This is a genomic window from Neobacillus canaveralius (assembly GCF_047237705.1).
Lineage (GTDB): Bacteria > Bacillota > Bacilli > Bacillales > Cytobacillaceae > Neobacillus > Neobacillus niacini_K.
Map to the genome: position 1 here is coordinate 2,278,541 of NZ_JBDFLL010000001.1, position 26,217 is coordinate 2,304,757.

22 protein-coding genes and 1 pseudogene are annotated in these 26,217 nt (G+C 38.0%); 17 read left to right on the forward strand and 6 right to left on the reverse strand.

The window, feature by feature from the left end:
- Nucleotides 1–67 precede the first annotated feature (67 nt).
- The 4 genes from norA to ABC255_RS11780 all read left to right on the forward strand — a co-directional run bounded on the left by norA (nucleotide 68) and on the right by ABC255_RS11780 (nucleotide 3,019).
- Nucleotides 68–1,258, forward strand: coding sequence for a multidrug efflux MFS transporter NorA (gene norA / locus ABC255_RS11765; protein ID WP_412993657.1), 1,191 nt, complete (start codon nucleotides 68–70; stop codon nucleotides 1,256–1,258).
- 70 nt (nucleotides 1,259–1,328) lie between these two features.
- Nucleotides 1,329–2,048 (forward strand): glutamic-type intramembrane protease PrsW, encoded by a 720-nt coding sequence (gene prsW, locus ABC255_RS11770; protein WP_412993658.1) that lies wholly within the window; start codon nucleotides 1,329–1,331, stop codon nucleotides 2,046–2,048.
- 138 nt (nucleotides 2,049–2,186) lie between these two features.
- The gene (locus ABC255_RS11775; RefSeq protein ID WP_412993660.1) at nucleotides 2,187–2,372 is read left to right on the forward strand and encodes a histidine kinase; all 186 of its coding nucleotides are present in this window, start codon (nucleotides 2,187–2,189) and stop codon (nucleotides 2,370–2,372) included.
- 101 nt (nucleotides 2,373–2,473) lie between these two features.
- Entirely contained in the window at nucleotides 2,474–3,019 is a 546-nt protein-coding gene (locus tag ABC255_RS11780) for a TetR/AcrR family transcriptional regulator (RefSeq protein ID WP_412993662.1), read from the forward strand.
- Between the two features lie 435 nt (nucleotides 3,020–3,454).
- On the opposite strand, the pseudogene ABC255_RS11785 reads toward ABC255_RS11780, so the two are convergent.
- Nucleotides 3,455–3,538 (reverse strand): annotated as a pseudogene (locus ABC255_RS11785) (GNAT family N-acetyltransferase); the annotation flags it as partial.
- 143 nt (nucleotides 3,539–3,681) lie between these two features.
- On the opposite strand from ABC255_RS11785, the gene ABC255_RS11790 reads away from it, so the two are divergent.
- The 8 genes from ABC255_RS11790 to ABC255_RS11825 all read left to right on the forward strand — a co-directional run bounded on the left by ABC255_RS11790 (nucleotide 3,682) and on the right by ABC255_RS11825 (nucleotide 10,513).
- Nucleotides 3,682–4,452, forward strand: a complete 771-nt coding sequence (locus ABC255_RS11790; protein ID WP_412993664.1) for an SDR family NAD(P)-dependent oxidoreductase — start codon at nucleotides 3,682–3,684, stop codon at nucleotides 4,450–4,452.
- Nucleotides 4,453–4,636: 184 nt separating this feature from the next.
- Nucleotides 4,637–5,215 carry a TetR/AcrR family transcriptional regulator gene (locus ABC255_RS11795; RefSeq protein ID WP_412993665.1) on the forward strand — a complete coding sequence of 193 codons (579 nt, stop codon included), beginning with the start codon at nucleotides 4,637–4,639 and terminating at the stop codon, nucleotides 5,213–5,215.
- Nucleotides 5,216–5,250: 35 nt separating this feature from the next.
- Nucleotides 5,251–6,291 carry a flavin monoamine oxidase family protein gene (locus ABC255_RS11800; RefSeq protein ID WP_412993666.1) on the forward strand — a complete coding sequence of 347 codons (1,041 nt, stop codon included), beginning with the start codon at nucleotides 5,251–5,253 and terminating at the stop codon, nucleotides 6,289–6,291.
- Between the two features lie 511 nt (nucleotides 6,292–6,802).
- Complete coding sequence (locus ABC255_RS11805; protein WP_412993668.1) at nucleotides 6,803–7,708, forward strand: DnaD domain-containing protein; 906 nt, start codon at nucleotides 6,803–6,805, stop codon at nucleotides 7,706–7,708.
- Entirely contained in the window at nucleotides 7,708–8,943 is a 1,236-nt protein-coding gene (locus ABC255_RS11810) for a replicative DNA helicase (RefSeq protein ID WP_412993670.1), read from the forward strand. Before ABC255_RS11805 ends, ABC255_RS11810 begins: the two co-directional genes overlap by 1 nt.
- 53 nt (nucleotides 8,944–8,996) lie before the next feature.
- Nucleotides 8,997–9,599: a thermonuclease family protein gene (locus ABC255_RS11815; protein ID WP_412993672.1), complete on the forward strand. Its 603-nt coding sequence runs from the start codon at nucleotides 8,997–8,999 to the stop codon at nucleotides 9,597–9,599.
- Between the two features lie 42 nt (nucleotides 9,600–9,641).
- Entirely contained in the window at nucleotides 9,642–10,070 is a 429-nt protein-coding gene (locus tag ABC255_RS11820) for a hypothetical protein (RefSeq protein ID WP_412993674.1), read from the forward strand.
- Nucleotides 10,071–10,288: 218 nt separating this feature from the next.
- On the forward strand, nucleotides 10,289–10,513 hold the full coding sequence (locus tag ABC255_RS11825; RefSeq protein ID WP_412993676.1) for a hypothetical protein: 225 nt from the start codon (nucleotides 10,289–10,291) through the stop codon (nucleotides 10,511–10,513).
- Nucleotides 10,514–10,668: 155 nt separating this feature from the next.
- Here ABC255_RS11825 and ABC255_RS11830 read toward each other — a convergent pair whose 3' ends face one another.
- Together ABC255_RS11830 and ABC255_RS11835 are read right to left on the reverse strand one after the other, a co-directional pair.
- Nucleotides 10,669–11,964 (reverse strand): MFS transporter, encoded by a 1,296-nt coding sequence (locus ABC255_RS11830; RefSeq protein WP_412993678.1) that lies wholly within the window; start codon nucleotides 11,962–11,964, stop codon nucleotides 10,669–10,671.
- A 108-nt stretch (nucleotides 11,965–12,072) separates the two neighbouring features.
- Nucleotides 12,073–13,461: an aminotransferase-like domain-containing protein gene (locus ABC255_RS11835; RefSeq protein WP_412993680.1), complete on the reverse strand. Its 1,389-nt coding sequence runs from the start codon at nucleotides 13,459–13,461 to the stop codon at nucleotides 12,073–12,075.
- 524 nt (nucleotides 13,462–13,985) lie between these two features.
- On the opposite strand from ABC255_RS11835, the gene ABC255_RS11840 reads away from it, so the two are divergent.
- Nucleotides 13,986–16,244: a glycoside hydrolase family 3 C-terminal domain-containing protein gene (locus ABC255_RS11840; protein ID WP_412993682.1), complete on the forward strand. Its 2,259-nt coding sequence runs from the start codon at nucleotides 13,986–13,988 to the stop codon at nucleotides 16,242–16,244.
- 33 nt (nucleotides 16,245–16,277) lie between these two features.
- Here the strand turns inward: ABC255_RS11840 and ABC255_RS11845 are convergent, their stop codons facing one another.
- Nucleotides 16,278–17,519, reverse strand: coding sequence for a helix-turn-helix domain-containing protein (locus ABC255_RS11845; RefSeq protein WP_412993684.1), 1,242 nt, complete (start codon nucleotides 17,517–17,519; stop codon nucleotides 16,278–16,280).
- Nucleotides 17,520–17,664: 145 nt separating this feature from the next.
- Between ABC255_RS11845 and ABC255_RS11850 the strand changes: the two genes are divergently transcribed.
- From ABC255_RS11850 to ABC255_RS11860, 3 genes are all read left to right on the forward strand, one after another.
- Entirely contained in the window at nucleotides 17,665–19,149 is a 1,485-nt protein-coding gene (locus ABC255_RS11850) for an NAD-dependent epimerase/dehydratase family protein (protein WP_412993685.1), read from the forward strand.
- Nucleotides 19,150–19,380: 231 nt separating this feature from the next.
- Nucleotides 19,381–22,122: a family 78 glycoside hydrolase catalytic domain gene (locus ABC255_RS11855; protein ID WP_412993687.1), complete on the forward strand. Its 2,742-nt coding sequence runs from the start codon at nucleotides 19,381–19,383 to the stop codon at nucleotides 22,120–22,122.
- An 85-nt stretch (nucleotides 22,123–22,207) separates the two neighbouring features.
- Entirely contained in the window at nucleotides 22,208–23,635 is a 1,428-nt protein-coding gene (locus tag ABC255_RS11860) for an MFS transporter (RefSeq protein WP_412998544.1), read from the forward strand.
- Between the two features lie 131 nt (nucleotides 23,636–23,766).
- Here ABC255_RS11860 and ABC255_RS11865 read toward each other — a convergent pair whose 3' ends face one another.
- Nucleotides 23,767–24,258, reverse strand: coding sequence for a hypothetical protein (locus ABC255_RS11865; protein ID WP_412993689.1), 492 nt, complete (start codon nucleotides 24,256–24,258; stop codon nucleotides 23,767–23,769).
- Between the two features lie 198 nt (nucleotides 24,259–24,456).
- Here ABC255_RS11865 and ABC255_RS11870 point away from each other — a divergent pair, with 198 nt between their 5' ends.
- The gene (locus ABC255_RS11870) at nucleotides 24,457–25,176 is read left to right on the forward strand and encodes a VCBS repeat-containing protein (RefSeq protein WP_412993691.1); all 720 of its coding nucleotides are present in this window, start codon (nucleotides 24,457–24,459) and stop codon (nucleotides 25,174–25,176) included.
- 251 nt (nucleotides 25,177–25,427) lie between these two features.
- Here the strand turns inward: ABC255_RS11870 and ABC255_RS11875 are convergent, their stop codons facing one another.
- Complete coding sequence (locus ABC255_RS11875; RefSeq protein ID WP_412993693.1) at nucleotides 25,428–26,213, reverse strand: SDR family NAD(P)-dependent oxidoreductase; 786 nt, start codon at nucleotides 26,211–26,213, stop codon at nucleotides 25,428–25,430.
- Between the last annotated feature and the right edge of the window lie 4 nt (nucleotides 26,214–26,217).

The following is a 26,217-nucleotide window of genomic DNA, read 5'->3' on the forward strand; positions in this document are numbered from 1 at the left end:
ACTACGATGGAAATTGTAAAAACAAATGATAAACAATAGGTTCGTTTTGTTAAGGAGAATGTAAAAAATGAAGAATCAAAAAGTTACCTTAGGATTATTATTAATGAATTTATTCATAGCCTTCTTGGGAATTGGACTTGTGATTCCAGTTTTACCAACGCTGATGCATGAATTAGGCATAACAGGAACAACAGTGGGTTATTTAACAGCTACTTTCGCCATTGCCCAATTGATTGTTTCACCATTTGCAGGGAAGGCTGCAGATCAATTTGGCAGGAAAATTATGATCGTCATTGGCTTGTTTATTTTCGGCTTTTCAGAATTTTTATTTGGAATTGGCAAAGAAATTGAAATTTTATTTATCTCTCGTATTTTAGGCGGGATTAGTGCAGCGTTCATTATGCCTGCAGTTACCGCTTATATTGCAGATATCACAACTTTGGATACTCGTCCCAAAGCACTAGGGTATATGTCAGCGGCAATTAGTACAGGATTTATCATTGGTCCGGGAATTGGCGGATTCTTAGCCGAATTTGGCACACGTGTACCATTCATGTTTGCAGGTGCACTTGGTGCAATCGCTGCTATTCTTTCCATTGTTTTTTTATCTGAGCCAAATCGTTCTCAGGAAAATACGGAACAAGCCTCAGGAACAAAGAATGGCATTAAGCGTTTGATCGAACCAAAATATTTCCTGGCGTTTATTTTAATTTTTATCGCTTCATTTGGTTTAGCAGCGTTTGAATCGTTCTTCAGTCTATTTGTGGACCATAAATTTCAATTCACACCATCGGATATCGCCATTGTAATCACAGGTGGTGCCATTTTTGGTGCAGTGTCACAAGTCTTATTATTTGACCGGCTTACACGATTGTGGGGAGAAATAAAACTGATTCGTTACAGCTTACTATTATCAGCTGTATTGGTCTTTTTAATGACCGTTGTTCATTCCTATTTCTCTATTTTATTGGTTACCTTTTTAGTTTTTGTAGGCTTGGATTTATTCCGGCCGGCCATTACATCTTATCTTTCAAACGTTGCTGGGAATGAACAAGGTTTTGTTGGAGGAATGAACTCGATGTTTACCAGTTTAGCTAATATTAGTGGCCCCATTCTAGGGGGAATATTATTTGATATTGATATTAACTATCCCTACTACTTTGCAACTGTCATCCTAACCTTAGGAATCGTTATTACTTTGTTTTGGAAAAAACAAGAAAATCGTTCTTCTATCAAGGTAGAGGCTGGTGAGCTTTAAAAAAGTTTCAATTCGATGCTTTTTAGGGTATGATTAAAAATATATTTTTAATTTACCTAGGGGGTTGTAAATGTTAGGAATTCTATTAGCTGGTATTGCCCCTGGTTTTGCTTTGTTGAGTTATTTTTATTTAAAAGATAAGTATGAACCAGAACCGGTAACAATGGTACTAAACACGTTTTTTTCTGGTGCATTGATTATCCTTCCAATTGCCTTTATTGAATATGTCCTTAAAATAGAAAATATTGTTCAATATGATTCTATATATGCTATTTTTTCTTCAGGTTTGATAGAGGAATTTTTTAAATGGTCGATTTTATTTTTCATTGCCTACAAGAGTGCGGAATTTGATGAGCCGTTTGATGGGATTGTCTATGGTACCTCCATATCGTTGGGGTTTGCTACCGCGGAAAATATACTGTACTTAATGAATAATGGGATGGAATATGCACTGACACGTGCTTTACTGCCTGTTTCAGGTCATGCCTTGTTTGGCGTTATAATGGGGTATTATATAAGCAAAGCAAAGTTTACCAAAAAAGCGAAATGGCCTTTATTCCTGTTATCTCTATTGCTTCCGGTCTTATTACATGGGATATTTAACTTTTTATTGTTAAACCAAGGATCATGGTTTACGATGTCACCTTATATGATGTTCTTATGGTGGTTCGGTTTGAAAAAAGTACAATTGGCTGAAATCTCTAGTTATAATCATTTCCAAAAGAAACCGATAATAAGAACTCCATTAAGCCTAAAGTCAGGAAAGAAAGTTATTCCTTCCTATAAGTAGAGAGTGAGTTTCGAAAATTTGGACAGAATAGGAAATTTCAAAACGTGTATAGACGATCGTCTATACACGTTTGTTATGATGAAAAGTATTTATTGTAATATATTAAAAGAGAGAGTTTAGAATGGAAGGTAGAATAAAATGAGGAAATTTTCCGTTACAATCCCGATTATCATTATAGTAGTGTTAATAGCATTGTGGATGCTTGATAAGGACTACTCCGAAATTAACATGATGACGAGAATAATGATAGCTGTAGGTGCAGGAATCTTTTCAGGGTTAATTTCATTCTTTTTATTCAGGTTTGACAAGAATCATACTAAATAAAATATTCCCGCTAGATAGTGGAAAGTGCCAGGCAGCTGCTATCTTTTAGGGTGCCTTATTTGGTAGTAATATAGCCTTTAAGAAAGTTGGTAAATCTTATAATGCCTAAAGTAGATAGACGAATAGCAAAAAGCCAAGAAGCCATAAAAAAAGCATTGATTGAGCTGATGTCTGAAAAAAATTTTGATGCCATTACCATTCAGGACATTTCTGATCACGCAAATGTTAGCCGAGGAACCATTTATCTTCATTACGTGGATAAGTTTGATTTACTGGATAAGCTCATTGAAGAACATATTAACGAAATGGGAGAGATCTGCGAAGCAACCTCCGCTGCAGAATATGAAGATGCAAATTTGCCTTGGTTCGAATACATTGAAAGTCACTTTTTGTTCTTTTCAACGATGTTAAAGAGTAAGGGGGCTCCTTCTTTTCGTAGTCAGTTCCATGAGTTTCTTATCGAAGAGTTTAAGGATGAAGTCGATACATCACAAGGAAAGAACCATGAATTGAAAGGGGATGTTCTTCTTCAATTTATTGTGACATCATATGTTGGTATGGTGGAATGGTGGATCACCAATGGAATGCCATATCCACCTCAAGTCATGGCAGAACAAGTAGGAATATTGTTAGAGAGAAATCTATAGTTTACAAAATGTAGATTGTGTACGGTTAGCTTTACTCACATGAGGAGTAAAGCCTTTTTGTTGTTCATTAATGTGGCAGATTGCAGAAGGGAATAGTTCATTTCGGGAAAAAATCAAAGTCAAGGGGCAGGTAGTACTTTTCTTACACTAATAAATGATAGATTGAGAGCTGAGGATGTTCAGCATATAACGTTAGCTACTGAAAAGACCGTCCCAGCTTATCACTTTTATCAAAAAAATGGATTTTCAGTGTTGGAAAATTCAGCGTTTTTAGTGAAAAAAGTCTTAGAATGATGGTACGAAAGTAAAGTAAAGGGGAATGCTTAGTTAAATAATAAGTCGTGGTTGTATACTTATATTTTTTAGTCAAAATGAAAAATCCACTCCTTAAGGTAGAGTGGATTAATTTCAAAATAAGAAGCTATTCTTTAGGATTTATATTGCTAAAACCTGATCTTCCCATATTCCATTTATTTTGACATTACTCTTAGAAATCCCTTCTTTTTCAAAGCCAGCCTTTTATAAACTCTCCATCATGTTAAAAGTTTCCAAAACACTTCTCTTTACATTCTATCTACTAGTAGGTAGAATGAAAATGTAAGAATTAAAACAAATCATTATAACTTTTTTTATGATTGACACTCAAAAGGAGGAAATAGTAAATGTTATTTAATAATAAAGTTGTCATTATCACTGGTGGAGGAACAGGAATTGGAAAGGCTACAGCAAAGCGTTTTATGCAAGAAGGCGCTAAGGTAGTAATCAACGGTAGAAGAGAAAATATTTTGAAGGAAACTGCAAAAGAGCTTGATCCATCAGGCGAAAATATAATGTATGTTGCTGGTGATATTAGTGTTAAGTCAACTTCCGCTATGTTGGTAAAAAAAGCGGTAGATACATTCGGTGGTGTTGATATTTTAGTTTGTAATACAGGTATTTTCAATCCAACTGGTTTTTTGGAACACAATGAAAGTGATTTGAATAATTATCTAGATGTTATTGTTAAAGGAACTTTTTACCCTTCACAAGAAGTGATACCAGAAATGAAAAAAAGGGGAGGAGGAGCAATTGTTAACACCGGATCAATGTGGGCCATTCAATCTGTTGAGGCAACTCCTTCGGCTGCATATTCAGCAGCAATGGCAGGCAGACACGCTCTAACGCGAAATCTTGCTGTTGAGTTTGCTAAGGATAATATTCGGGTAAATGCCGTTGCACCAGCAGTTGTGGAAACACCGATCTATAACACATTTATGTCTGAAGAAGAGGTTGCTCAAGTGCTTCCTACTTTTAACGATTTTCATCCACTAGGAAGAAATGGGCAACCTATTGATGTTGCTGAGGCGATTTTATATTTAGCTAGTGACAAGGCTTCCTTCCTAACAGGAGTTGTATTACCTATAGACGGTGGAGTAACAGCAAGATTGAGATGATTTGCGTTATTGAAACATCTCCATTATGATTAGGGATTACATTAGAATGTTTTATTTGTTTAAATTATAGTAGTTATTCCTTCTACCGTACTCACTGTATACTAATAATCTAAGCCCTTGTTCTCAAAGATAGGGGTTTAGATTTACTTTTGTTTTTCACCTTATTAGATGGAGGGTCGATTGTATGAAGAAAAATAATAACGATACTATGCAACTTATTATGGATACAGGACAATTTCTTATTCAAGAACGCGGTTATAATGCAATCAGTTATGCTGATATTGCCGAAAGAATTGGTATTAAAAAAGCTAGCATCCATTATTACTTTCCTTCTAAACAGGATCTTGTTCAAGGAATCCTACATAGGTATCGTAAAGAATTTTTAAATGAACTTGACCAGATAGATCAAATATCTATTAACTCAGAAGAAAAGCTTTTTCGTTTTTTTCAACATTACCGTGAAACATTAGCGAATGATGCTAAGCTTTGCCTATGCTCTATGATGGCTGCTGAACTAGTATCATTCCCAATAGAAATTCGAAATGAAATCAATGGTTTTTTTAGAGATAATGAAAATTGGATTGAAAAAGTAATAGAACAAGGTAAAGAATCTGGAAGCATGGATTATCAAATTAGTTCAAGGGAACAATCGAGGATCATAATGGCATTTGTACAAGGAGCTCAACTATTAGCTAGATCGTCAGGGGACCTTCACTATTATGACGTGATGGTTGAAAATCTAATAAAAAAACTAAAACCATAAATTTGTTAAAAAAGTGGTTGGAAGGAGGAAAGAACGTGAAAAATCCTGTAGTCATCGTTGGTGCTGGTTTAAGTGGCCTTCGGGCTGCGTCTCTACTTATTGCACAGGGTATCGAATGTATCGTTTTAGAAGCTAGAGATAGGATTGGCGGTAGGGTCTTGAGTATTACTGATACAAGCAGACCTGACCTAGGTAAATTTGACCTCGGTCCGACTTGGTTCTGGCCGCAGTATGAGAGCACGATTACCAATCTCGTTAAAGAACTGAATTTAGGAACTTTCGTTCAGTACACCAAAGGGGCAATGCTTTCAGAACGATCCCCAAACGGTGCACCAGAGCGTTATGTACTGCCTGAAAATTCAGTTGAAAGGTCCATTCGAATCATAAGAGGTGTTCAGTCTCTTATTGATGCTGTAGCAGATACTATTCCATCAGGAATCGTCCAGCTTGAAACGCGAGTTACAGCCATTCGACTTGATGAAGCCGGGACTATCACGGTTGAAGCAGACCTTACTGATGGAAAGAGAAAAAAGGTTTCGGCAAGTGCTGTGATCCTAGCATTGCCGCCTCGGATTATAGCGCAAAATATTGAATTCTCTCCTTCTCTCACTCCCGATATTATTACTGACCTTGTAAGCAAACCAACATGGATGGCAGGACAGGCCAAGGCAATTGCAATTTATGATCGTCCATTTTGGAGGGAATCAGGACTCTCTGGATTCGCAACTAGCTGGGTTGGACCCTTGCAAGAAATCCACGATGCTTCTCCTGTAACAGGATCTGGTGCATTATTTGGTTTCTTCGGAATGCCAGCGAAAACGCGCCGAGAATTAGGAGAAGATAAGGTTTTAAAATTGGTTATCGAGCAATTGGTTAGGCTCTTTGGAACCTCCGGCCAAAACGTAAAGGCTATCCTTTACAAGGATTGGGCCAATGATTCTGAAACGGCTGTTGAGGAAGACCTGGATCCGCTTAGAGATTTTCCGAGTTATGGTCAACCACGAAAATCAGGGTATGGAAAAAGAAAATTATTTTTGCTGGTACAGAGACGAATTCACAATATGGTGGCCATCTAGAAGGTGCCCTTCAGTCAGCTGAACAAGCTGTTCTTGAAATTATTAATTTATATAACAAGCCTTAATTATCCGATCACTTCAATAACGTCAATAAGAAGATGTTGACGATACGTTCACGACTCGTAGTACGATACGTGGGCAAAAAGAAAAAGAAAAAGAAAATAAAAAAGAAAAACAACAACAAGTTCTTTATCCAGATATAGAGAAAAATCCAGACGTAGTACATCTAGTTTACAGTTTGGTTTTTTAAAATTTGATTTCATGTCATATAGATAGAACTCCTATCAGAATGAAATGTATTTTTGTAAAAGAACATCGCACCTACAAATGTTGATAAATCAATGTTTGTAGGTTTTTTTGTGTTTAGGTACGACTAAATAGAGTAGATCCACCTTGGATGTCAGTCACAAATCATTCACATCTTTATAAAAAGCACCATGTCCTTTTTCCTCTCTAAACCATATATAAAGGGTGAAAGAAATTTTAGTAGTAGAAAGGACAGTGGTTGATGATGGCAAAGTATCGAATGGTACAAACTGATTTTTGGACGAATCCAGTTTTTTCTGAGGAGATGACCCCGGAGGACAAGTATTTCTATTTATATCTGCTTACAAATCCACAAACAACACAAATTGGAATCTATAAGATTACCAGAAAACAAATGGCTTTAGATTTGGGCTATTCGTTAGAGAGTGTTCAAGCGTTAATGGACCGATTCATCCAGCACCACAAGTTGATTCGTTACAATCCTGAAACAAGAGAACTTGCGATTAAAAACTGGGGGAAATATAACCTGCATAAAGCTGGAAAGCCTGTCATGGATTGTATTATTTCTGAATTAAAGGGGGCTGAAGATCCCGCGCTTATTCAATATGTAGCAGAATCGATTCTTAAAGATGATATCCGTTGCCTCTTCGAATCTTGTTGCAATCAAGAAGAAATATTTTTTTGTAATGAAGAGAGAGACGAAGTTGAAAATGATACATATCGAGATCCTGAATGTGAAGATGTTACAGACATAGCGAATCATACAGACTCAGTAAATCTGTTACAGAATTATCAACAAGATGTTCAAGCCATTATTGAGTTTTGGGATACGAATGGATTTGGTTTTACCAATGTGTATGCGAAAGAGCAGTTGTTATCCTGGTTAGATGATTCTACCTTTTTACAGCCAAAAGAGATGATTTTAAAAGCCATGAATATTGCCTGTGTCAATAACAAACGACGACTTAGCTATGTGGTTGGCATTCTGAAAAATTGGAAAAACGAATCTTTATTGACCGTTGAAGAAGTTGAGTCGTATCAGGAGAACCAGAAGCCTGTGCCTATGACTAGGCAGTCAACGGATTATGTTCCTGGTGGCAGACCTGTCCCAGGTAGATTTGTACTTGATTTAACGGATGGTGATGAGTAATGAGTATCGCTGAAAAAGCGTTTTTAGGAAGCTTGATGAAAGCGGAGTACTTACTCAAGGATACGGTGATCCATCCTGAACAGCTTGAAAGTTTACTACATAGAACAATCATGCGAAAAATAATCGAGTTAAACCAAGCTGGTAAAGGGATTGATTTGATTTCATTGACAACCTTGCCCGACCTCGACACATTTGGGGGAATGTCTTACTTTTCAGAGCTTCTATCGTATGCGGATGTCGAGAAATTTGATGCAACGGAGAAGCTGATTCTAGATCTGTGGAAAGAAAGGGAAAAGAGAAGCATTTTAAGGCTTGCAACCTTGAGTGATTGGGAGATTGCGAAGGTCATTACTGAATTGGATAAGATAAACCAGCTGAAAATGGAGGACCATACGTCCTTACAACAAGCTTTGTCCAATATCTATGAGGCCCCATGGGAGGATCAACTGGCGTCGAAAAGTGTGACAACGGGTATTGGAGAGCTCGACGAAATGATTGGTGGCTTTCAGGGAGGCGAAGTCACGATTCTAGCTGCAAGGCCATCGATGGGAAAAACCGACGTCATGCTTCACTTTGCAAAAACAGCGGGCTGGGCTGGGTATTTGCCGCTGGTATTTTCCTTGGAAATGCCTGAAAAGCTGATAACCTCCAGACTGATGGCTTCGACAGGTGGATTTAACCGTGCCAAAATGCGCGATCCGAAAAGAATGCTCAACCAAAGTCAAAAGGATAAATGGTCGGATGTGATTGGTAATCTTGGTCAAACCAATATGCAAATTTTTGATGGTGCAGGACAAACCATTGCTGAAATGAGAGCGAAAACGAGAAAGCTGATGCACCAATTTCCGTACAAGAAACCAATCCTATTTATCGATTACCTAACATTAATCACTTCAAGTCAAGTTTACGGAGGGAATTCTCATCAGCAGGTAACCGAAATTTCAAAGTCACTAAAAACGATGGCAAAAGATTTTGATTGTCCTGTCATTTGTTTGGCACAGCTAAACCGTTCGGTAGAATCAAGAGCTGATAAACGACCGATGATGTCTGATATTCGGGAATCGGGAAGTGTTGAACAGGATGCCGATGTCATTTTGTTTTTGTATCGTGACCGGTATTATAACAAGGAATCACAGAATAATTCCCTTGAAATCATTGTCTCAAAAAATCGAAATGGGCAAGTCGGAACCGTCGAGGTGAATTACAGCGAGAAAACAGGAGCGATTTTGGGATAAAAGGAGCAGCGTTTTACCGTGTATAACTCTTATCTGGGAGCAGGTGATGATGTATGCGAAAACAAATAGCAGGAGTAGCCCTCATCGCAGCAGCACTTTTAGCGGTACAGCCGCTGGTAGAAAAAGAACCAGTTCTCAGCCTCCAGCAAACTCAAGTACAACCATCAATTGGTGAAATGGAGACTGTAAAGCCCGCCAGACAGGTACCTGCAACACTCGTGGAAACGATTGATGGGGATACAATCAAAGTAGAAGTAATGGGGAGAACCGAAACGGTTCGCTATTTATTAATTGATACACCTGAATCAAAAAAGGCGGGCAAGTGTGTTCAGTCATATGCGAAGGATTCCTACAAGAGGAATAATGAGTTGGTAAAGAGCGGTAAGATAGTCTTTGAATTTGAAGCAGGAAACACAAGGGATATCTACGGCAGATTGTTAGCCTATGTGTATGTCGATGGAAAATCGGTACAAGAAACGTTGTTACAGGAAGGCTTGGCACGAGTGGGATATATCATGAATCCACCCTATAAGTATTTAGAAGAATACAAGAATCATGAAAATCTAGCAAAAAAAAACAAAGAAAAAATCTGGAGCATGCAGGGGTTTGTAACTGAATGGGGATTTAATGGATGTGAACCGGATTTGGTGCACTAACCAACTGGTATTGGAGAAAAGGCAAATAATGAGGTGTATCATATGTTGGTGAGAGAGGTTTACGAAGATTGTTTTCATTTTAACGAATCCACATTGGCTCATTGTATCTACCATTTACTAGAGGAGGAGAAAATATCATTAGATGACGATATGGCGAAAGTAGATTTTAAGCAAGTCGATAATCAGAAAGTAGCGACAATGATTCAAAACAATCTATTAGGTATTAATAAGTTTGGCATTTTCTCACTGAAGATGAACCAGAAGGAATTTGTCTTCATCTTTGCGAACAGTAAGCAGGAGGCAATTCAATATTATCACGATACCTTTTATACCTCCCCACTGAACTGCCATGAATATACACTAGATTACCAGCTTGCTAGAGGAAATAAGGTGTTTTCATTTAGGGAGATGAGGAAAGATTTCGAGAACATTCCAGCTATTGCGGGGTTTTTTGAGAAGGAAAATTTCTAACAGATTGTTTCGATTGCTTTGAGATTTTATATTATCAATTACTAATTTTAAAGCCCTCTACCTGAGAAAAGGTGAGGGCATGTTTTTACGTTTTTATTTATCCAGGTGAAAAAATCTTTTCAATTTCATCTTTAAATGATATTATTCCTATTAGTATAGTATGGATTGCGGGTGTTTTTTTAATCATGTCTTTATATGAAAGATTACCTAATGATTTTTTGATTAAATTCTATAATGAAGTGAAGAAAATGATTTCAAACGGTTTAGTTACTAAAAATATGTACTATGAGTTAGGATTAATCATTGCAGTAGCCTCGAAAAGAGGGATACACTTGGACAAGCCAAAGGATTTTGAACAACACGTTGACCACGAATTATTATTAGAATTTAAACGTCGTAATTGGATCATTAGGGAACAAAATAAAAAAGCCACTGAAAATTAGTGGCTTGTTCATTTGGGGTCGATAGTTTAAGTGCAAAAAATTTCACAGCTTACTAAGGTAGATAGAAAAAAGGCGACCTCCTTCCTTGAAGTATCGCCACATTTTAGTTCGACAAATAATCCCGCTAATAATTCTGTTTTCGTAATCGATCTAGCTTATTTTCTACCTCCACGGGACCATATCACTACTGGGATTAGTAATAAGGACAAGATCCCTCCAACAAGTGATAATGTTGGATAACTTGAACCTGCCACAATCATTCCCGACATGGCTCCGCCAGCAGCTCCTGACAACGCAATTAAAACATCCACTGTACCTTGAGTTTTTGCACGTGTGGAGGTTTCAGTTGAATCAACAATAAGTGCTGTTCCGCTTATCAAACCAAAATTCCATCCTAATCCAAGTAAAGAAAGAGCAATGATCATAAAAACCATCGAATTACCTGGTGCAAATGCTGATAGTAGACCGGCTAGAAGTAACGTAGTTCCAGAAGCAATAGCCATCACCGTACGCCCCAACTTATCAACAAGGAAACCTGTAACGAGTGAAGGGAGATACATGGCGCCTATATGAAATCCAATAACAAGACCTACTGCACCCAAAGTATGTCCATGATGCATCATATGAATGGGTGTCATTGTCATAATAGCTACCATTACAATTTGAGTAAGAACCATAATCGTTGCCCCAACAATGATGCCTCTTTTGTTTTCAGTATGTTCAGGTGTTACCAAATGTCCTTTTTCACTAGGTTCTTGTTTGGTGGCTTCTATCATTCTAGCTATAACCAATGGATCTGGACGAAGCATGATAAAAAGGACAAGACCTGCTAAGATATATGCTGCAGCTCCTAAAATGAAAGGACCTGCAAGTGATGGAATACCAATAGACAGGGCGAAATCACCCATCACATCTACTAAATTTGGACCTGCAACCGCACCAAATGTCGTAAAAACCAGAGTAGTACTAATAGCAGTCGCCCGCTGTTTACGATTCGCTAAGTCCGTACCCGCATAACGAGCTTGTAAATTGGTTGCTGACCCTGCACCATAAACAAGTAGGGAAAGAAATAATAGGAAAACACTATTGATGATTGCTGCAATGATAACCCCTATTGCTCCAAGTCCACCAATCATAAAACCAGTTGATAGACCAGTACGACGACCATACGCTTGCGAAAGTCTCCCAACAAATAAAGCTGCTCCTGCCGATCCTAGAGTTAGTAGACCTGAAGGTAGTCCAGCAAATGCATCCGTCCCGAGCATTTGTTGTGCAAGAAGTGCACCAACTGTAACTCCTGCTGCTAACCCTGCACCACCTAAAATTTGTGAAATACTAACAACCAGTAATGTACGCTTGTATAACGATTTTTGTTGTTCCGAAGAATGAATGTAGCTTTGTAACCGAAGTGATTGAGCATCTAACGCATTTACATCATCTTTCTGTAACATATCAAACCTACTTTCTTGAAAATTAATTCTAATACCTCCAACTAGATTTGAATCATCATAACATGCATGAAAAAACCACACAATATTATAATTGTATGGCAAACAATATTAGGTAAGATTGTTTAACAAACGTTTAAGAATCACTAACCCTTGCTCGAGCTCTTCAATCGTTTTTGGTGCACAGACAGAAATTCTCACAGCTCGGTCTGGACAACTATTTCCAACAACAAAACGTTCAGCACCATACACTTGTACCCCCTGATGTGCACCTAACGTTTCAAATTCAGCACCTGTAATCTTGCCTGGTAATAGGAGCCAACGAAAAATGCCCGTTTCATCACCAAGGCATGTATAGCCGGCAAAATATCGATTTACAACTTGGTTTCTGCGAATGGTTTGTTCCCGATGACTATCAATTAAGACTTCAAATTGATTCGATACAATCGTGCGTGCTGTCAGTTCTGCTAATAACGGTGAAACCGTTATATTTAAATTATAAAGTGCCTTTGAAATTGGCTCCTTGAATTGAGTCGGCACGGCTACGTAGGCTAGTCGTAAGCCTGGTGCTAATGATTTCGATAAACTTGCAATATAGATAACCTGTTCTGGTGCAAATGACGCGACTGCTGGCAGTGGTTTTTTGCCCAGAAGATGGTAAGAGGCATCTTCAATAATGAACTGTTTATACTTTTTGGCAATGGCTGCAATCATTTCTCGATTCTCTACAGACATAAAGGAAGCTGTCGGATTATGATAATCTGGGATCAAGTAAATCCCTTTGATATTTTCATTTTTACATGCATATTCAAAAGCCTCAGGACTCATTTCATATTTCTCTGATTTTATCGGTATTATTTGCACACTAAGCATCGCTGCAACAGTTTTTAACCCTGGGTAGGTATGTTGGTCAACACCAATACGATCTCCAGGCTTACAAAGACTTGCCAAGGTAGCTGCAATCGCATTCTGACCCCCATTGGCAAATAAAATGTGATCAACGGTTGTTTCAAACCCACCTTTTCGGATTAGCTTTAGAGCAGCATCCTTTTGCCAAAGACTTTCGCCTGCCCGACCATACCCAAACCATTTTTCGTAATCTGTTTCTTGCAGCATGCTTTTAAGTTGTAGTAGCAGTGGCTCGTAAGAAGCGTTATCTGGTAGTGTTGCTCCCATTTCAATTAAGTGCTGCGGCTTAGTATCTTCAAGTAAATACGCATTCGATAACGCATCATACGATACAAATGTTCCACTTCCAACCGCTGCACTTAACAAGCCCTTTAATTCACACATTTTAAAAGCTTTTGAAATGGTACTTACATTTAAATCCAAGTAATCCGCCAGTTCTCGCTGTGGAGGGAGTTTTGTTCCAGGTAATAAAACTCCGTTTACTATATCTTGTTCCAATTGCCCTGCGAGTGCTTGATAGATAGGCTTTTCGGTTTTATCAATCGATGGTTTCCAGCTCATCGGGTAGTTTTTAAAAGAATTAATCGGCATGATACGCATCCTTTTTCACACAATTATATGTTTGTGCCCTTTTTAAAACAATTATAACCCTTAGGGTACAAGTTTATTTTAAATTTAGGCTCTATTATACTGAATGTTGATTTAATTGTATTTAAAAAATAAACGGAAAAATTCCGTTTAAATTGGGAAATACCCATATTTCCTTAAAAATAAGGGAAGTATTTCCGTTTATATTATCTAAAATCTATGGATTTTGTCTTATTTAAAGCAGTTAATCGGAATATCTCCGCTTATATCTGCTTCTTAAGCTGCCTCTAAATACATTAGGCGGAAATTCTCCGCCTATGAGTTCTCCTACCTATACGAAAATCAACAATGAATAATAACAGAGCTTAAATTTAAAGTCTAGATGACCAGTGTTTCTGGTCTTTTTTTTATTTATTAAAATTTACTTACAAAAAAAGAAATGAAATTACCATAAAAACACGAAATGCATCTTTATTATAAAGTAGAAAGCGATCTCAATAATTGGTAATACCGAAGGAGGAAGATGGATGAGCAGAATCATTAAAGAGATAATCAAAGAAATGACCTTGGAAGAAAAAGCGGGTCTTTGTTCTGGTTTAGATTTTTGGAATACGAAGGCAATCGAGAGGCTGGGTATTCCTTCTATTATGATGACGGATGGACCTCATGGACTTAGAAAACAGGTAGGGGATACCGACCACCTTGGAATTAATAAAAGTGTACCTTCCACCTGTTTTCCTTCAGCAGCAGGACTAGCCTGTTCGTGGGATAAAGAAATGGTGACCAAAATTGGAGTGGCCATTGGTGTAGAGTGTCAGGTAGAAAATGTGGCGATTGTTCTTGGGCCAGGAGCCAATATTAAAAGATCTCCGTTATGTGGAAGGAACTTCGAATATTTTTCAGAAGATCCTTATCTCTCTAGTAATTTATCAGCAAATTTTATAAAAGGAGTCCAAAGCCAAGGTGTTGGCACTTCCTTAAAACATTTTGCTGTCAACAATCAGGAATATAAAAGAATGTCTATTGATGCAGTGGTGGATGAACGAACATTACGAGAAATCTACCTTGCAAGTTTTGAAGGTGCAGTTAAAGATGCACAGCCTTGGACGGTGATGGCTGCCTATAACAAAGTGAACGGCGATTACTGTTCTGAGAACAAGAAGTTATTAACAGATATCTTAAAGGATGAATGGGGATTTGAAGGCTTAGTTGTTTCGGACTGGGGTGCTGTAAATGAAAGGGACTTAGGGTTAGCTGCAGGTCTTGAACTCGAGATGCCTTCAAGCGGGTGCATGGGCGATAACAAGATTATCGATGCAGTCAGATCAGGGAAACTGTCTGAAGATGTACTAAATCAGGCTGTGGAGAGAATTTTACATGTGGTGTTTAAGGCAGTAGACAATAAAAAGGAAAATGCTGTTTATAGTAAAGAAGATCATCACGATTTGGCAAGAGAAGCAGCCAGGGAGAGTATGGTGCTGCTAAAAAATGAAGGCAATATTTTGCCTGTTAAAGATGTTGAATCTATTGCCGTTATAGGTGCTTTTGCAAAGAGTCCAAGATACCAAGGGGGAGGAAGTTCTCATATCAATCCCACTAAGGTGGATAATATCTATGAAGAACTTGTAAAAGTGGCGGGAAATCATACAAGTCTCACATATTCAGAGGGATATAACCTAGAAAGTGATGAAATAAATGAAAGTTTAATAGATGAAGCAGTCGATGCAGCGAAGCAGGCAAGAGTGGCAGTAATATTTGCTGGACTGCCGGAACGATATGAGTCGGAAGGGTTTGATCGTAAGCATTTGAACATTCCTGAGAATCATAGAGAATTAATTGAAGCGGTAGCAGATGTACAGAGTAACGTAATCGTCGTTTTAAATAATGGAGCACCCATTGAGATGCCATGGTTGGAAAAGGTAAAGGCTGTACTGGAGGGCTATCTTGGCGGGCAGGCATTAGGCGGAGCGATTGCTGATTTACTATTTGGACTTGCCAGCCCTAGCGGTAAGCTGGCCGAGACTTTTCCGAAAAAGCTTGTTCATAACCCATCTTATTTAAATTTTCCAGGTGATGGAGAAACCGTCGAGTATAGGGAAGGAATATTCGTCGGATATAGACACTATGATACAAGGGACGTAGAGCCTTTATTCCCGTTTGGTTTTGGTTTGAGTTATACAAGCTTTGAATATCATAATCTGCAGGTTAGTAAGAAGCAAATCAAGGACAATGAAACTATTAGTGTAACTGTCCAGGTGAAAAATACTGGAAACATGGCAGGAAAAGAGATTGTCCAGTTATACGTTAGAGATGTAGAAAGCAACATACCACGCCCTTTAAAAGAACTAAAAGGATTTGAGAAAGTTTCCCTAAGGCCTGGAGAAGTAAAAATCGTTTCATTCCAATTGGATAAGCGGGCATTTGCCTATTACAATGTGAAGTTAAAGGATTGGCATGTGGAAACTGGGACCTTTGAAATATTAATTGGTAAATCTTCAAGAGAAATACTTCTAAAAGAGACAATCAATGTTGAATCAACTGTCACAATCCAAAAAGTAGTTACGAGAAACTCTACTTTCGGAGAATTAATGGAACATCCTATTGGCGCAGAAATAATGAAAGCAATGGGGCAGGCTCAATTCGACGGTGAAAGTAGTTTAGGTGCTGGTATGCAAGAAATGATATTGGGCACTACTCTTCATAACGCAGCGGTAATGAGTAATGGGTTATTTACTGAAGAAATGCTAGAGGGAATCCTGCAAGCAATTAATAACTCAAATTACTAAAATGAAACGAACCCGGCAGAGGGATTTGCCGGGTTATTTTTGTAAAAGATGATACTTTTCTTTGTATTGTTTTGGTGTAATTCCTGTATGTTTTTTGAAAACCTTCGTGAAGTAACTCTGATCGGAAAAGTTTAACAACGAACCTATCTCCGAAAGAGGGGTATGGGTATATTCTATCAAATTTTTTGCCTCTTCTATTTTTACTTGTTGAATATAGTCGCTGACAGAAATGCCAACTTCCTTTTTAAACAGAATGGATAGGTAGCTGTGGCTTAACTCTACCTGATTTGCTACATCGTCATGTGTGATCTTTTCATAACGATTGTTGTAAATATAGTTTTTACAGTTGGTAATCGTTTTAGAAAATTGCTCCTCTTTTACCTGGTGAACTTTTTCTGTAAAGGTAAAGAACGCTTCACCTAATAATTGGTCAATTTCCGTTATCGTTTTGAAGTCCTCTAGCCTCTGGATATAAACATCACTTAACGAAAAAGCCATTTCTGGATGGAGACCCCCGTCTATCGAAGCTCTGGTAGCTAAGGTGATCCCAGCGATCGCTAAGTTTTTTTTCGAACGGATGTAGCTGGACTTTGACAAGACTCCGGTACTTTTTTCTTCCATTTGAGTAAAACTTTTTAGCTCTTCTAGTCTGCCTTCTTTGATAAAAGATAATAGCTTCTTTTCGACTAATGGATCGTGATGGACAGCTTGAGGCTGTTCCCTTTTTGTGCTTATGAATGGTTTACTATCATGACATTGTTCTAGCTGTCCAAATTTCAAGTTTTCCTTTGTTACCGTTTCAGAAGAAATCAGAGTTTGGGTGAGTAGGTAGAATGCCATAACGCTTACTTTTAACAGCTTCTCATTTGGGATAACAGGCGCAGAACGATAGTAATGCATTACCTGTTCCCGTTGTGCGAAGATATGAAAATCATTAATTAACCCATTAATTTTCTGTTCAAATAAAACATAGGGAAGAGATGGACCCATTATCACGGTGCCTTCAAACTGATCATCCTGAATAACGCTGATTAAAATATAATTCTCATAAAAGTAGGTCTTCCTAATAACAGGAAAGCGATATTGCTTGTCTGGCTCAAAGTTTAATAATGTGAAAAGATTTTGTTTATCGTTTTGATATAGGGGATTTAATATCCGATTATCAATGAATTCAAAGGAGATATCGCCAGTTGGCTTAACGAAAAAAATAGATAAATCAAAGGTTTCAGAAACTACTTTACATATTTCCTTAAGATTGTTAGTGCGATTTGGCATACAGAAGTCCTGCCCTTCAGATTGTTTTTAAATTAAATCTAGATATAAACAAATTACCAAATTAAAAATGATACTACCATAACCAATTGTTGAAATATCTTATCATGAATTTTGAAAATAGGAAACTTGGAAAGAAGTGAGGGGTATGACAAGTAAAAAAACGGTATTTTTAACAGGTGCTTCTGGGAACATGGGATCCGCAGGCTTGAAACAATTGCTTGAAAGGAGAGAGCATTTTAATATTGTGGCGTTGGTATTGCAGACGGAACAAGATAAATCGATCATGTCTCCATATGAAAAAGACCCAGATGTAAAAATCATTTGGGGAGATTTAACGAATTATGATGATGTATTAAGAGGTGTAAAGGGGGCTGATTATGTCCTTCATGTTGGCGGATTAGTCTCTCCCACTGCAGACTATCGTCCTGAATTGACAACTCAAGTAAATGTTGGTGCGGTCAAAAATATTATTAAAGCGATAAAAGCTCAGCCAAATCCAGATGAGATTAAACTGATTTATATCGGTACAGTAGCGGAAACCGGGGATCGAAATCCTCCTATTCATTGGGGCAGGACAGGTGACCCTATCAATATCAGTGTTTATGACAACTATGCAATTTCGAAAACGATTGCCGAACGGGAGGTGATTGAATCTGGTTTGAAATACTGGGTATCTTTACGACAGACAGGAGTTCTTTATAGTCGGATGTTGGATAGTCTAGACCCCATTATGTTTCACGAACCAATAAATGGTGTATTTGAGTGGGTTACGGTTCATGATTCAGGGAGGCTTTTGGCGAATGTTTGTAATGAGGACATTCCTGAAGAATTTTGGAGAAGGATTTATAACATTGGCGGCGGGCAGAAATATCGGACAACTAATTTTGAGTTTATGGAAAAAAGCTTTTCGGCTTTGGGAATGGATGTTAAAAAAGTGACAGACTTAAACTGGTTTGCAACAAGGAATTTTCATGGCCAATGGTATGAAGATTCCGATGTGTTAGAGGACTATCTTCACTTCAGGAGTGGAAGCGCAGATGAGTTTATTGCGGAAATGACAGAAAATGCCCCATTTAAAATGAAATTGGCTAAATTTGTCCCAGCACTTTTTATTAAGAAATTGATCATGGAACCTGTGGCAAATAGGGAACTTGGTCCGATGTATTGGATAAAAAATAATGTAAAAGACCGGATTACGGCTTTCTTTGGTTCAATGGAAAAGTGGGAAGAGATTCCGAGCTGGAATGAATACGAAGTAGTTGAACCTTCTAAAAAGGCAGTCCGCCTTAGCCATGGCTACGACGAAAACAAACCTAAATCAGAGCTGGATATAGAGGATATAAAACAAGCAGCCAAGTTTAGGGGAGGACAATGTTTATCGGAAACAATGGGAAAAGGTGATTTATATACCAAACTACACTGGTGCTGTACCTTTGGCCATAAATTTGAGGCAAGTCCTGCCCTTGTACTTTTAGGAGGCCACTGGTGCCCTGAATGTTTGCCTGCTCCATGGAATTATGATGAAGAAGCAAAAAGGAATCCTTTCTTTGCACAAGTGTGGTATCCGCTGCATGACAAAGACGAAGCCAATTACTATGACAAAAGTATTCTTAAAGAGTATAAGAGGTAATGATAAGTATCATCTAAAATCGTTTGCAAAAGACTGTTGAGTAAATCTTAACAGTCTTTTTTTACTAAAAGGAATAAGAATAAATATTTTCAATGTTTTAATTAAATTACCAAAAGAAAAATGAAATTACCATAATAAACGATAGATAAGAATTAAAATGAATTTAGAAAGCGATAACAAATATGAATTGATTTTAAAATCATTGAAAAACGATGAAAGGAAATATGGACTATGGAAATAAAAGATTTGCGAATTGAGTATCAGGAAAACCCATTAGGACTGGACGTTAAAAAGCCAAGGATATCCTGGAAAATAGCTTCTGAAGAAAAGAACGTCCTGCAAACGGCGTACCGTATTGTCGTTACAAAAGAAGAAGAAAAAGTATGGGATACCGGTGAAGCGGATAGCTCCTCTTCTGTCTTAATAGAATATGCCGGCCCAGAACTAGAGTCATGCACGTTGTATCAAGTTCAGGTTGAGGTTTGGGATAACAAAGGAAATCGAGGAATTGCTTATGGAAGATTTGAAACCGGTCTCCTAAAAGGGACAAACTTTAGGGCGGATTGGATCACACATGATCTCTCGGCAGAAGAAACAGCCTGTCCTGTTTTTACAAAAGAATTTAAGGCAGAAAAGAAGATTAAGAAAGTACGAATCTATGCAACTGCACTAGGAGTTTATGAAATAAAACTCAACGGTGAAAAAGTAGGGGATACCTACTTTGCACCAGGGTGGACCAACTATGATAAACGGCTTCAATACCAAACGTATCAGGCGGATGGAATGCTCCATGAACAGAATAAGCTTGAAATTACAGTGGGGAACGGATGGTATAAAGGAATCTTTGGTTTTACCTGCACTCCGAATCATTATGGAGACAGAGTAGCGGCACTTTTAGAAATCCATATAACATACGCAGACGGGACAACAGAAATCATTAAAACAGATGAAAGCTGGAAGGTCACCACTGGAAAAATCCGCAGCAGTGAAATATACATGGGGGAAACCATAGATTCTTGCTATCAGGATGAAAATGATTCAAGAGCAATCCTCACTTCCTTTGATAAGGAACGAATTGTAGGTCAGGAAAGTGAACCCGTCAGGATTACAAAACGGATTCCAGCGAGAAAGCTATTCTTTACACCAAAAGAGGAGCAGGTCATAGATTTTGGCCAGAACCTAACAGGGTTTGTTGAATTAAAGGTAAAAGGGAAGCCAGGGCAGAAAGTTACCATTCGCCATGCAGAGGTTTTAGATAAAGACGGGAACTTTTATCCAGAAACGCTACGTCAGGCAATATCGATTGATCAATTTATCTGCAATGGTGAAGAGCAGACTTTTCTGCCGCATTTCACCTTTCATGGTTTTCGATATATTGCGGTTGAGGGCTTAGATGAAATCAACTTAGAGAACTTTACAGCCTGTGTTTTGCATACGCAAATGGAGGAGACTGGAACTTTTACCTCATCGAACCCGCTGGTCAATCAGCTATATAGTAATATTTTATGGAGCCAGAGAGGGAATTTTCTTGATATTCCTACAGACTGTCCGCAACGGGATGAAAGGCTTGGGTGGACAGGGGATGCTCAGGTGTTTGCAGGAACGGCAGCCTTTAACATGAATGTGGCATCGTTCTTTACGAAATGGCTCCATGATTTAGCATCCGAACAGACCGAGGAATTTGGTGTACCACATGTTGTTCCCAATATTTTAGGGAACCAGGATGGGGCGGCGGCTTGGAGTGATGCTGCAGTAATCATACCATGGGTTATATATGAAACCTATGGAGATAAAAGGATTTTAGAAGAACAATATGAAAGCATGAAGGGCTGGGTGGACTACATAACAGCCCGCTGCGGTACGAATGGACTATGGCAGGATGGATTTCAGTACGGGGATTGGCTGGGACTGGACAAGGAAGAAGGAAGCACAGAAAGAACCGGTGCAACCGACAAATACCTAGTTGCCAATGCCTATTATGCCTACTCCACCAATATTGTCAGAAAAACAGCCAACGTTCTGAACAAGCCTGATGATGAACGGAAATATAAAGAATTATATCAAAGTATTAAAAAAGCATTCAATCACGAATATATTACCGCTTCGGGCCGTATGGTCAGTGAAACGCAGACAGGGTGTGTAGTGGCCCTTCATTTTGATTTGGCAGAAGAAAAGTATCGGGAGCGAATCTTAAAATCATTGGAAAAGAATATTGCCAACCATAAAAACCATCTTACTACTGGTTTTGTAGGGACTCCTTACCTTTTGCCTGCATTGTCGGAAAACAATCTCCATGATCTAGCTGGAACATTATTTTTAAAAGAGGATTTTCCTTCATGGCTTTATGCTGTTAAAAAAGGAGCGACAACCATCTGGGAACGCTGGAATTCTATTTTACCAAACGGTGATTTTGATACTTCGGGCATGAACTCATTGAATCACTATGCCTATGGGTCTATTGGAGAATGGATGTACCGGAAGCTTGCAGGTATCAACCAATTAGAGCCGGGTTACAAAAAGATTTTATTAAAACCTCAATTTATCAAGGGTATCACCTCTGTGGAAGCCACCTTCAACTCGGTATATGGAGAAATTAAAAGTGCCTGGATATGCAGGGGTAAAAGGATAACAGTAGATATTTTGATTCCTGCCAATACAACGGCTCTAGTTTATTTACCAGAGAAGGAGAACCCAATTGAGGTTGGTTCAGGTTCATACCATTTTGACTATGAGACGGAAACCAATTTGGAAAGAGACAGATTTTCAATGGATTCTACTCTGAAGGAGATTCTGGATGAACCGGTGGCATTACAAATCTTAAATCAATATGCACCAGAAATGTTGAATCACCCGATGATAGAGTTCGCCTATCAGTTATCTATAAGTGAAATATTGGCTACTGCACCAGGAGAAACCGAAACGTTATTTAAAATGGTGCTTGATACTCTTAACACAACAGAAATTACGATTTAAAGGGGTTCTATAATAGAAGAAAAGGAACGAGCAGGAAGTTTTTTGCTCGTCCCTTTAAAAAATATTAGGGGGAATTCGTGTGAAAATGGAAGAGGAAATTTTAAATAGCAATCCCATTAAGCCAAGTTCAAAAAAGAAAAAAGAGCTGGGTCTAGATTCCCAAGGTATCCAAAAAACGATGAGGCTGCATCATTATCTTGGTGATGGAGCAGGACAAGTTGCGTTAAACTCTATTAATGGTCTAATCGGGATGCTAACCTATTTTTATACGGATAAAGTTGGGATAGCAGCAGCAACAGTTGGTACCATTATGTTAGTTACAAGAATAATTGATGCGATTACCGATCTTGCGATGGGAAAGGTAGTGGATGCGACGAAGTCTAAATACGGTAAGGCTCGCCCTTGGATGTTATGGACGGCTATCCCTACATTATTAGCTATTATTTTACTTTTTACAGTACCATCAGATGCTTCATCCACTACGAAGACTATTTATGCTCTTGTAACGGTTACATTTGCAACCGCTATCATGTATACTGCTATTGCAATTCCATATGGAAGTTTAATGGCGATGCGTACTAGGAGTTCAGAAGAGCGCGGGAAAATGGGAATCACTCGTTCCGTATTTGGATATATCATTGGAATGATTATCGCGATTATATTAATTCCTGTAACAAATATGTTAGGCGGCGACCAATCTGCCTGGATTAAGGTTGCAGTAATATTAGGTATCTTATCCAGCCTCTCATTGTACTTTACGTTTCTTGCTTCAAAGGAACAAAATCACGAAGAAACTCAAGATGTAAAAGAGGAGAACGTCTCCTTCTTGGAAAGTATTAAATTATTATTTAAGAACAAGTACTGGGTCATTATGTTATTCGCGCAATTATTTATCAATATGATGTATGTCCTATCTGGATCAACAGGTGTCTACTATACAAAATATATTCTTGGAAATGAAAACTTAGTTGGGATCATGGGTGCAGTTGGATTAATCCCAGTATTTCTTGGTTTTGCACTAGTAGGTCCGATGATCAAAAAGTTTGGTCTTACGAAAACCGCGCGGATTGGTTTAGTCTTAGGTATATTAGCTACCCTGATTCGCTGCTTTATGCCATACAGCTTTATGGCAGCATTAATTTTAGGAGGCATTGCTACATTTGCCACCATTCCAATGATGGCAGTTGGTGGAGTATTAGTGAATAATACGGTTGAATATGGGGAGTGGCAATCTGGGAAAAGATTAGTAGGTATGGTTAACAGTGCAAACAGCTTTGGTGTGAAAATCGGAAGTGGCTTAGCCGCAGCGATGATTGGATGGATTCTGGCGTTTGGTAACTATGACGGTGCATTGACATCACAACCAGATTCAGCCATTACTAGTATATTGGTGTTGACTGTATATACGCCACTAGCTTTGTTCATCATTACCTATTTGCTTTTACGAAAATATGATCTAGATGAAAAATATCCGCAAATTGTCAAAGAGTTAGCGGAAAGGAATAATAAATAAAAATTAAGATTACAAAAATGATGACACAATCGCAAAAATATTGATAAACGCTTCTTACATTATTGTAAGGAGCGTTTTTTATATTTCCCAAGTAGACCTCTAGTACGCCCCTTGAATTTTTCTAATTGCGTTTAACACAAAACAATGATTTTATTGGGAGTGGTTTGTGCAGGAATGCTAAATGTTGCAGGACCATATACAACAAGCAGATTTCGGTTTGCAGGATTCAATGTGAAGGGTTGGTCGTTTTGTAACAATATTGGAGAATAACTAGAAATATTCAATTGTAGTTGACCATCACTACTCACCAGCTGCCTGTTAAAATAGTCTACTTTTACATTTTGATAAGCGTTGTCTTTTACGATTATGAGGGCTTGATATTGTGGTGGGTAAATAAGAATGACAGGTAAATTGACATCATAATAACCCGTTACAATATCCCCAACTGAAACCATAACATGGTCTAGAAAATAAGTTGTTGGGCTAATTACGAAATTTACGATTGAACCATCTGCTCCTAAAATGGACATTAATTTAAAACACCCATTTAATTCCTCATCTGAACCTACTAAATAATCTTGAATCACCGTAACCGTACCAGAAAAAGAACCGTATTTTTTCATTTTTTTTCCTCCATTTTGATCAAACATTAATGTAATTCAATCCTCCGGAAACTTTGAAAGCGGGGAGCGTATAATATTCAAATATTAATTCAGGTGGCCTTATAAATTTTATGATAAAGATGATTAGATAGTACTTAATAAGGGTTAGCAAAACCGATAGAAAATGATGATGATCATCGAGAAGAGGAGTATGTTATTATGTATAACTATTATTCTAGGACAACTGCGAATCAGCCAAGTGTTGTTGCGTTTGCAAGTGGTGATGTTACTGGGGATAGAGTTGCTGATTATGTCTACTTAACTGGAATAAAGACACCAGCTAGTCCATTTACTCAAAATATTACTCTGCTCGTTCAAGATGGAAGAACTGGCAGCGTAAAAAGTGTTCCACTTCGAGAAAATGCTGGCTACAATCCTACTATATTTTTAGGGGATTTTACTGGCAATGGTGTAGATGATATTTTAATCAGTATAGCTACTGGCGGCAGCGGGGGAATCATGTACCATTATGTTTATTCCTTTGTGGAAAATACACCACAATTACTATTTGATTTCAATGTATATAATGAGCAATACCAATATGAGGTTAGTTATCAAGATAATTACAAAGTAGAAGTTGTTAGCAAGATAAACAATAAAAAGTACATCATAGACATATCAACAAAAGGTTCTGACTATTTAAATGAAATATATGATGAAAACGGCAAACTGAAAAGCCCTATTACTGGTTTTGTAAATCCTCTAAGTGGCTTATATCCTGTAGATTTTGATTCAAATAAAGTGTATGAGCTTTTGGCGTATCAAAAAATTGCAGGACGATATAATGCAGATTCTTTAGGGTATTTTTTAAACACATTAGGATGGCTAGATAATCGATTTGTTTTGCAAAATCAGTATGCCGCTATTTTCGGAAATTAGGAAACTACTGATTGGCAGTATGCACTGACAATCAATAGTTTATTTTTTTAGTATTGAATCTATTATGATTTGTAGGAGAACAAAAAATAAAGCTTAGGTTCAATGAACATGTGAAGGCATAAGCTAAGACTTGAAATATGGAGAGCTTAATTCGGGTGAGCCACTGGGACGGTTCTCGCGGTTTAGATGTATGCCAGAAGAACCTTCTTTTTTGGTGAATCCGGTGATTTAGTAAAAGGGCATTCGTTTCTCTACAGTGTTTTTATCTTTTTAGCAATGATGTCCGTTGCTTCTTTCGGATTCAAACGATATAAAAAGTCCATTATTTTTGCATCGTTTCCGGCTACTACTCGATATCTTTTATTTTCCATCCCTTTAATAATGATGGCAGCTGCTTTATTTGGGCTGAGCATCTTATAAGAATGGTTGTTAGCACCTTTTATCTCAATTCCCGAATTTTGGACGATGTTCGTATCGACTCCACCAGGAAAGACAATGGTAACACCTACATTCGTATCTCTCAGTTCTAAATGGAGGCCTTCTGTTAACATTTTGACTGCTGCTTTTGAAACTGTGTAAATAGATTGAAGCGGCACAGGAAGAAATCCACCCATGCTTGATATATTGGTAATATGAGCCTCTGGTCGATTTAAAAGGTGTGGTAAAAACGATTTACACATATAGAGCGTACCGTAAAAGTTGACATCCATGACCCTTTGAATTTGTTCATAATCAAGATCATTCACGCTATGAAACTGTTGAAGAATTCCAGCATTATTTATAATTCCATCTATGTATCCGTGTTTGGCAATGATTTCTTCTGGAAGCTTTTCCACATCATTTCTGTTAGCTAAATTAGCCTTGTGTGTCGAGATTTTGTCGCCATAGACTGTTGCGAATGACTGTATTTCCTCTAGCCCGTTTTTGTGGATGACGGCTGCGACTTTTGCTCCTTTTTCTAGAAGTTGGCTAACGAGCTCTCTCCCAATCCCGCCACCAGCACCTGTTACGACAATGACTTTATTGAATACTTTCATACTA

What these genes read in the sequence shown, in the direction of transcription:
- prsW (WP_412993658.1), top strand. Translation starts at nt 1,329, where the DNA reads ATGTTAGGAATTCTATTAGCTGGTATTGCCCCTGGTTTTGCTTTGTTG.
- ABC255_RS11840 (WP_412993682.1), top strand. Translation starts at nt 13,986, where the DNA reads ATGAGCAGAATCATTAAAGAGATAATCAAAGAAATGACCTTGGAAGAA.
- ABC255_RS11865 (WP_412993689.1), bottom strand. Translation starts at nt 24,258, where the DNA reads ATGAAAAAATACGGTTCTTTTTCTGGTACGGTTACGGTGATTCAAGAT.
- ABC255_RS11820 (WP_412993674.1), top strand. Translation starts at nt 9,642, where the DNA reads ATGTTGGTGAGAGAGGTTTACGAAGATTGTTTTCATTTTAACGAATCC.
- norA (WP_412993657.1), top strand. Translation starts at nt 68, where the DNA reads ATGAAGAATCAAAAAGTTACCTTAGGATTATTATTAATGAATTTATTC.
- ABC255_RS11855 (WP_412993687.1), top strand. Translation starts at nt 19,381, where the DNA reads ATGGAAATAAAAGATTTGCGAATTGAGTATCAGGAAAACCCATTAGGA.
- ABC255_RS11795 (WP_412993665.1), top strand. Translation starts at nt 4,637, where the DNA reads ATGAAGAAAAATAATAACGATACTATGCAACTTATTATGGATACAGGA.
- ABC255_RS11775 (WP_412993660.1), top strand. Translation starts at nt 2,187, where the DNA reads ATGAGGAAATTTTCCGTTACAATCCCGATTATCATTATAGTAGTGTTA.
- ABC255_RS11860 (WP_412998544.1), top strand. Translation starts at nt 22,208, where the DNA reads ATGGAAGAGGAAATTTTAAATAGCAATCCCATTAAGCCAAGTTCAAAA.
- ABC255_RS11870 (WP_412993691.1), top strand. Translation starts at nt 24,457, where the DNA reads ATGTATAACTATTATTCTAGGACAACTGCGAATCAGCCAAGTGTTGTT.
- ABC255_RS11805 (WP_412993668.1), top strand. Translation starts at nt 6,803, where the DNA reads ATGGCAAAGTATCGAATGGTACAAACTGATTTTTGGACGAATCCAGTT.
- ABC255_RS11845 (WP_412993684.1), bottom strand. Translation starts at nt 17,519, where the DNA reads ATGCCAAATCGCACTAACAATCTTAAGGAAATATGTAAAGTAGTTTCT.
- ABC255_RS11875 (WP_412993693.1), bottom strand. Translation starts at nt 26,213, where the DNA reads ATGAAAGTATTCAATAAAGTCATTGTCGTAACAGGTGCTGGTGGCGGG.
- ABC255_RS11790 (WP_412993664.1), top strand. Translation starts at nt 3,682, where the DNA reads ATGTTATTTAATAATAAAGTTGTCATTATCACTGGTGGAGGAACAGGA.
- ABC255_RS11810 (WP_412993670.1), top strand. Translation starts at nt 7,708, where the DNA reads ATGAGTATCGCTGAAAAAGCGTTTTTAGGAAGCTTGATGAAAGCGGAG.
- ABC255_RS11815 (WP_412993672.1), top strand. Translation starts at nt 8,997, where the DNA reads ATGCGAAAACAAATAGCAGGAGTAGCCCTCATCGCAGCAGCACTTTTA.
- ABC255_RS11830 (WP_412993678.1), bottom strand. Translation starts at nt 11,964, where the DNA reads ATGTTACAGAAAGATGATGTAAATGCGTTAGATGCTCAATCACTTCGG.
- ABC255_RS11835 (WP_412993680.1), bottom strand. Translation starts at nt 13,461, where the DNA reads ATGCCGATTAATTCTTTTAAAAACTACCCGATGAGCTGGAAACCATCG.
- ABC255_RS11850 (WP_412993685.1), top strand. Translation starts at nt 17,665, where the DNA reads ATGACAAGTAAAAAAACGGTATTTTTAACAGGTGCTTCTGGGAACATG.
- ABC255_RS11780 (WP_412993662.1), top strand. Translation starts at nt 2,474, where the DNA reads ATGCCTAAAGTAGATAGACGAATAGCAAAAAGCCAAGAAGCCATAAAA.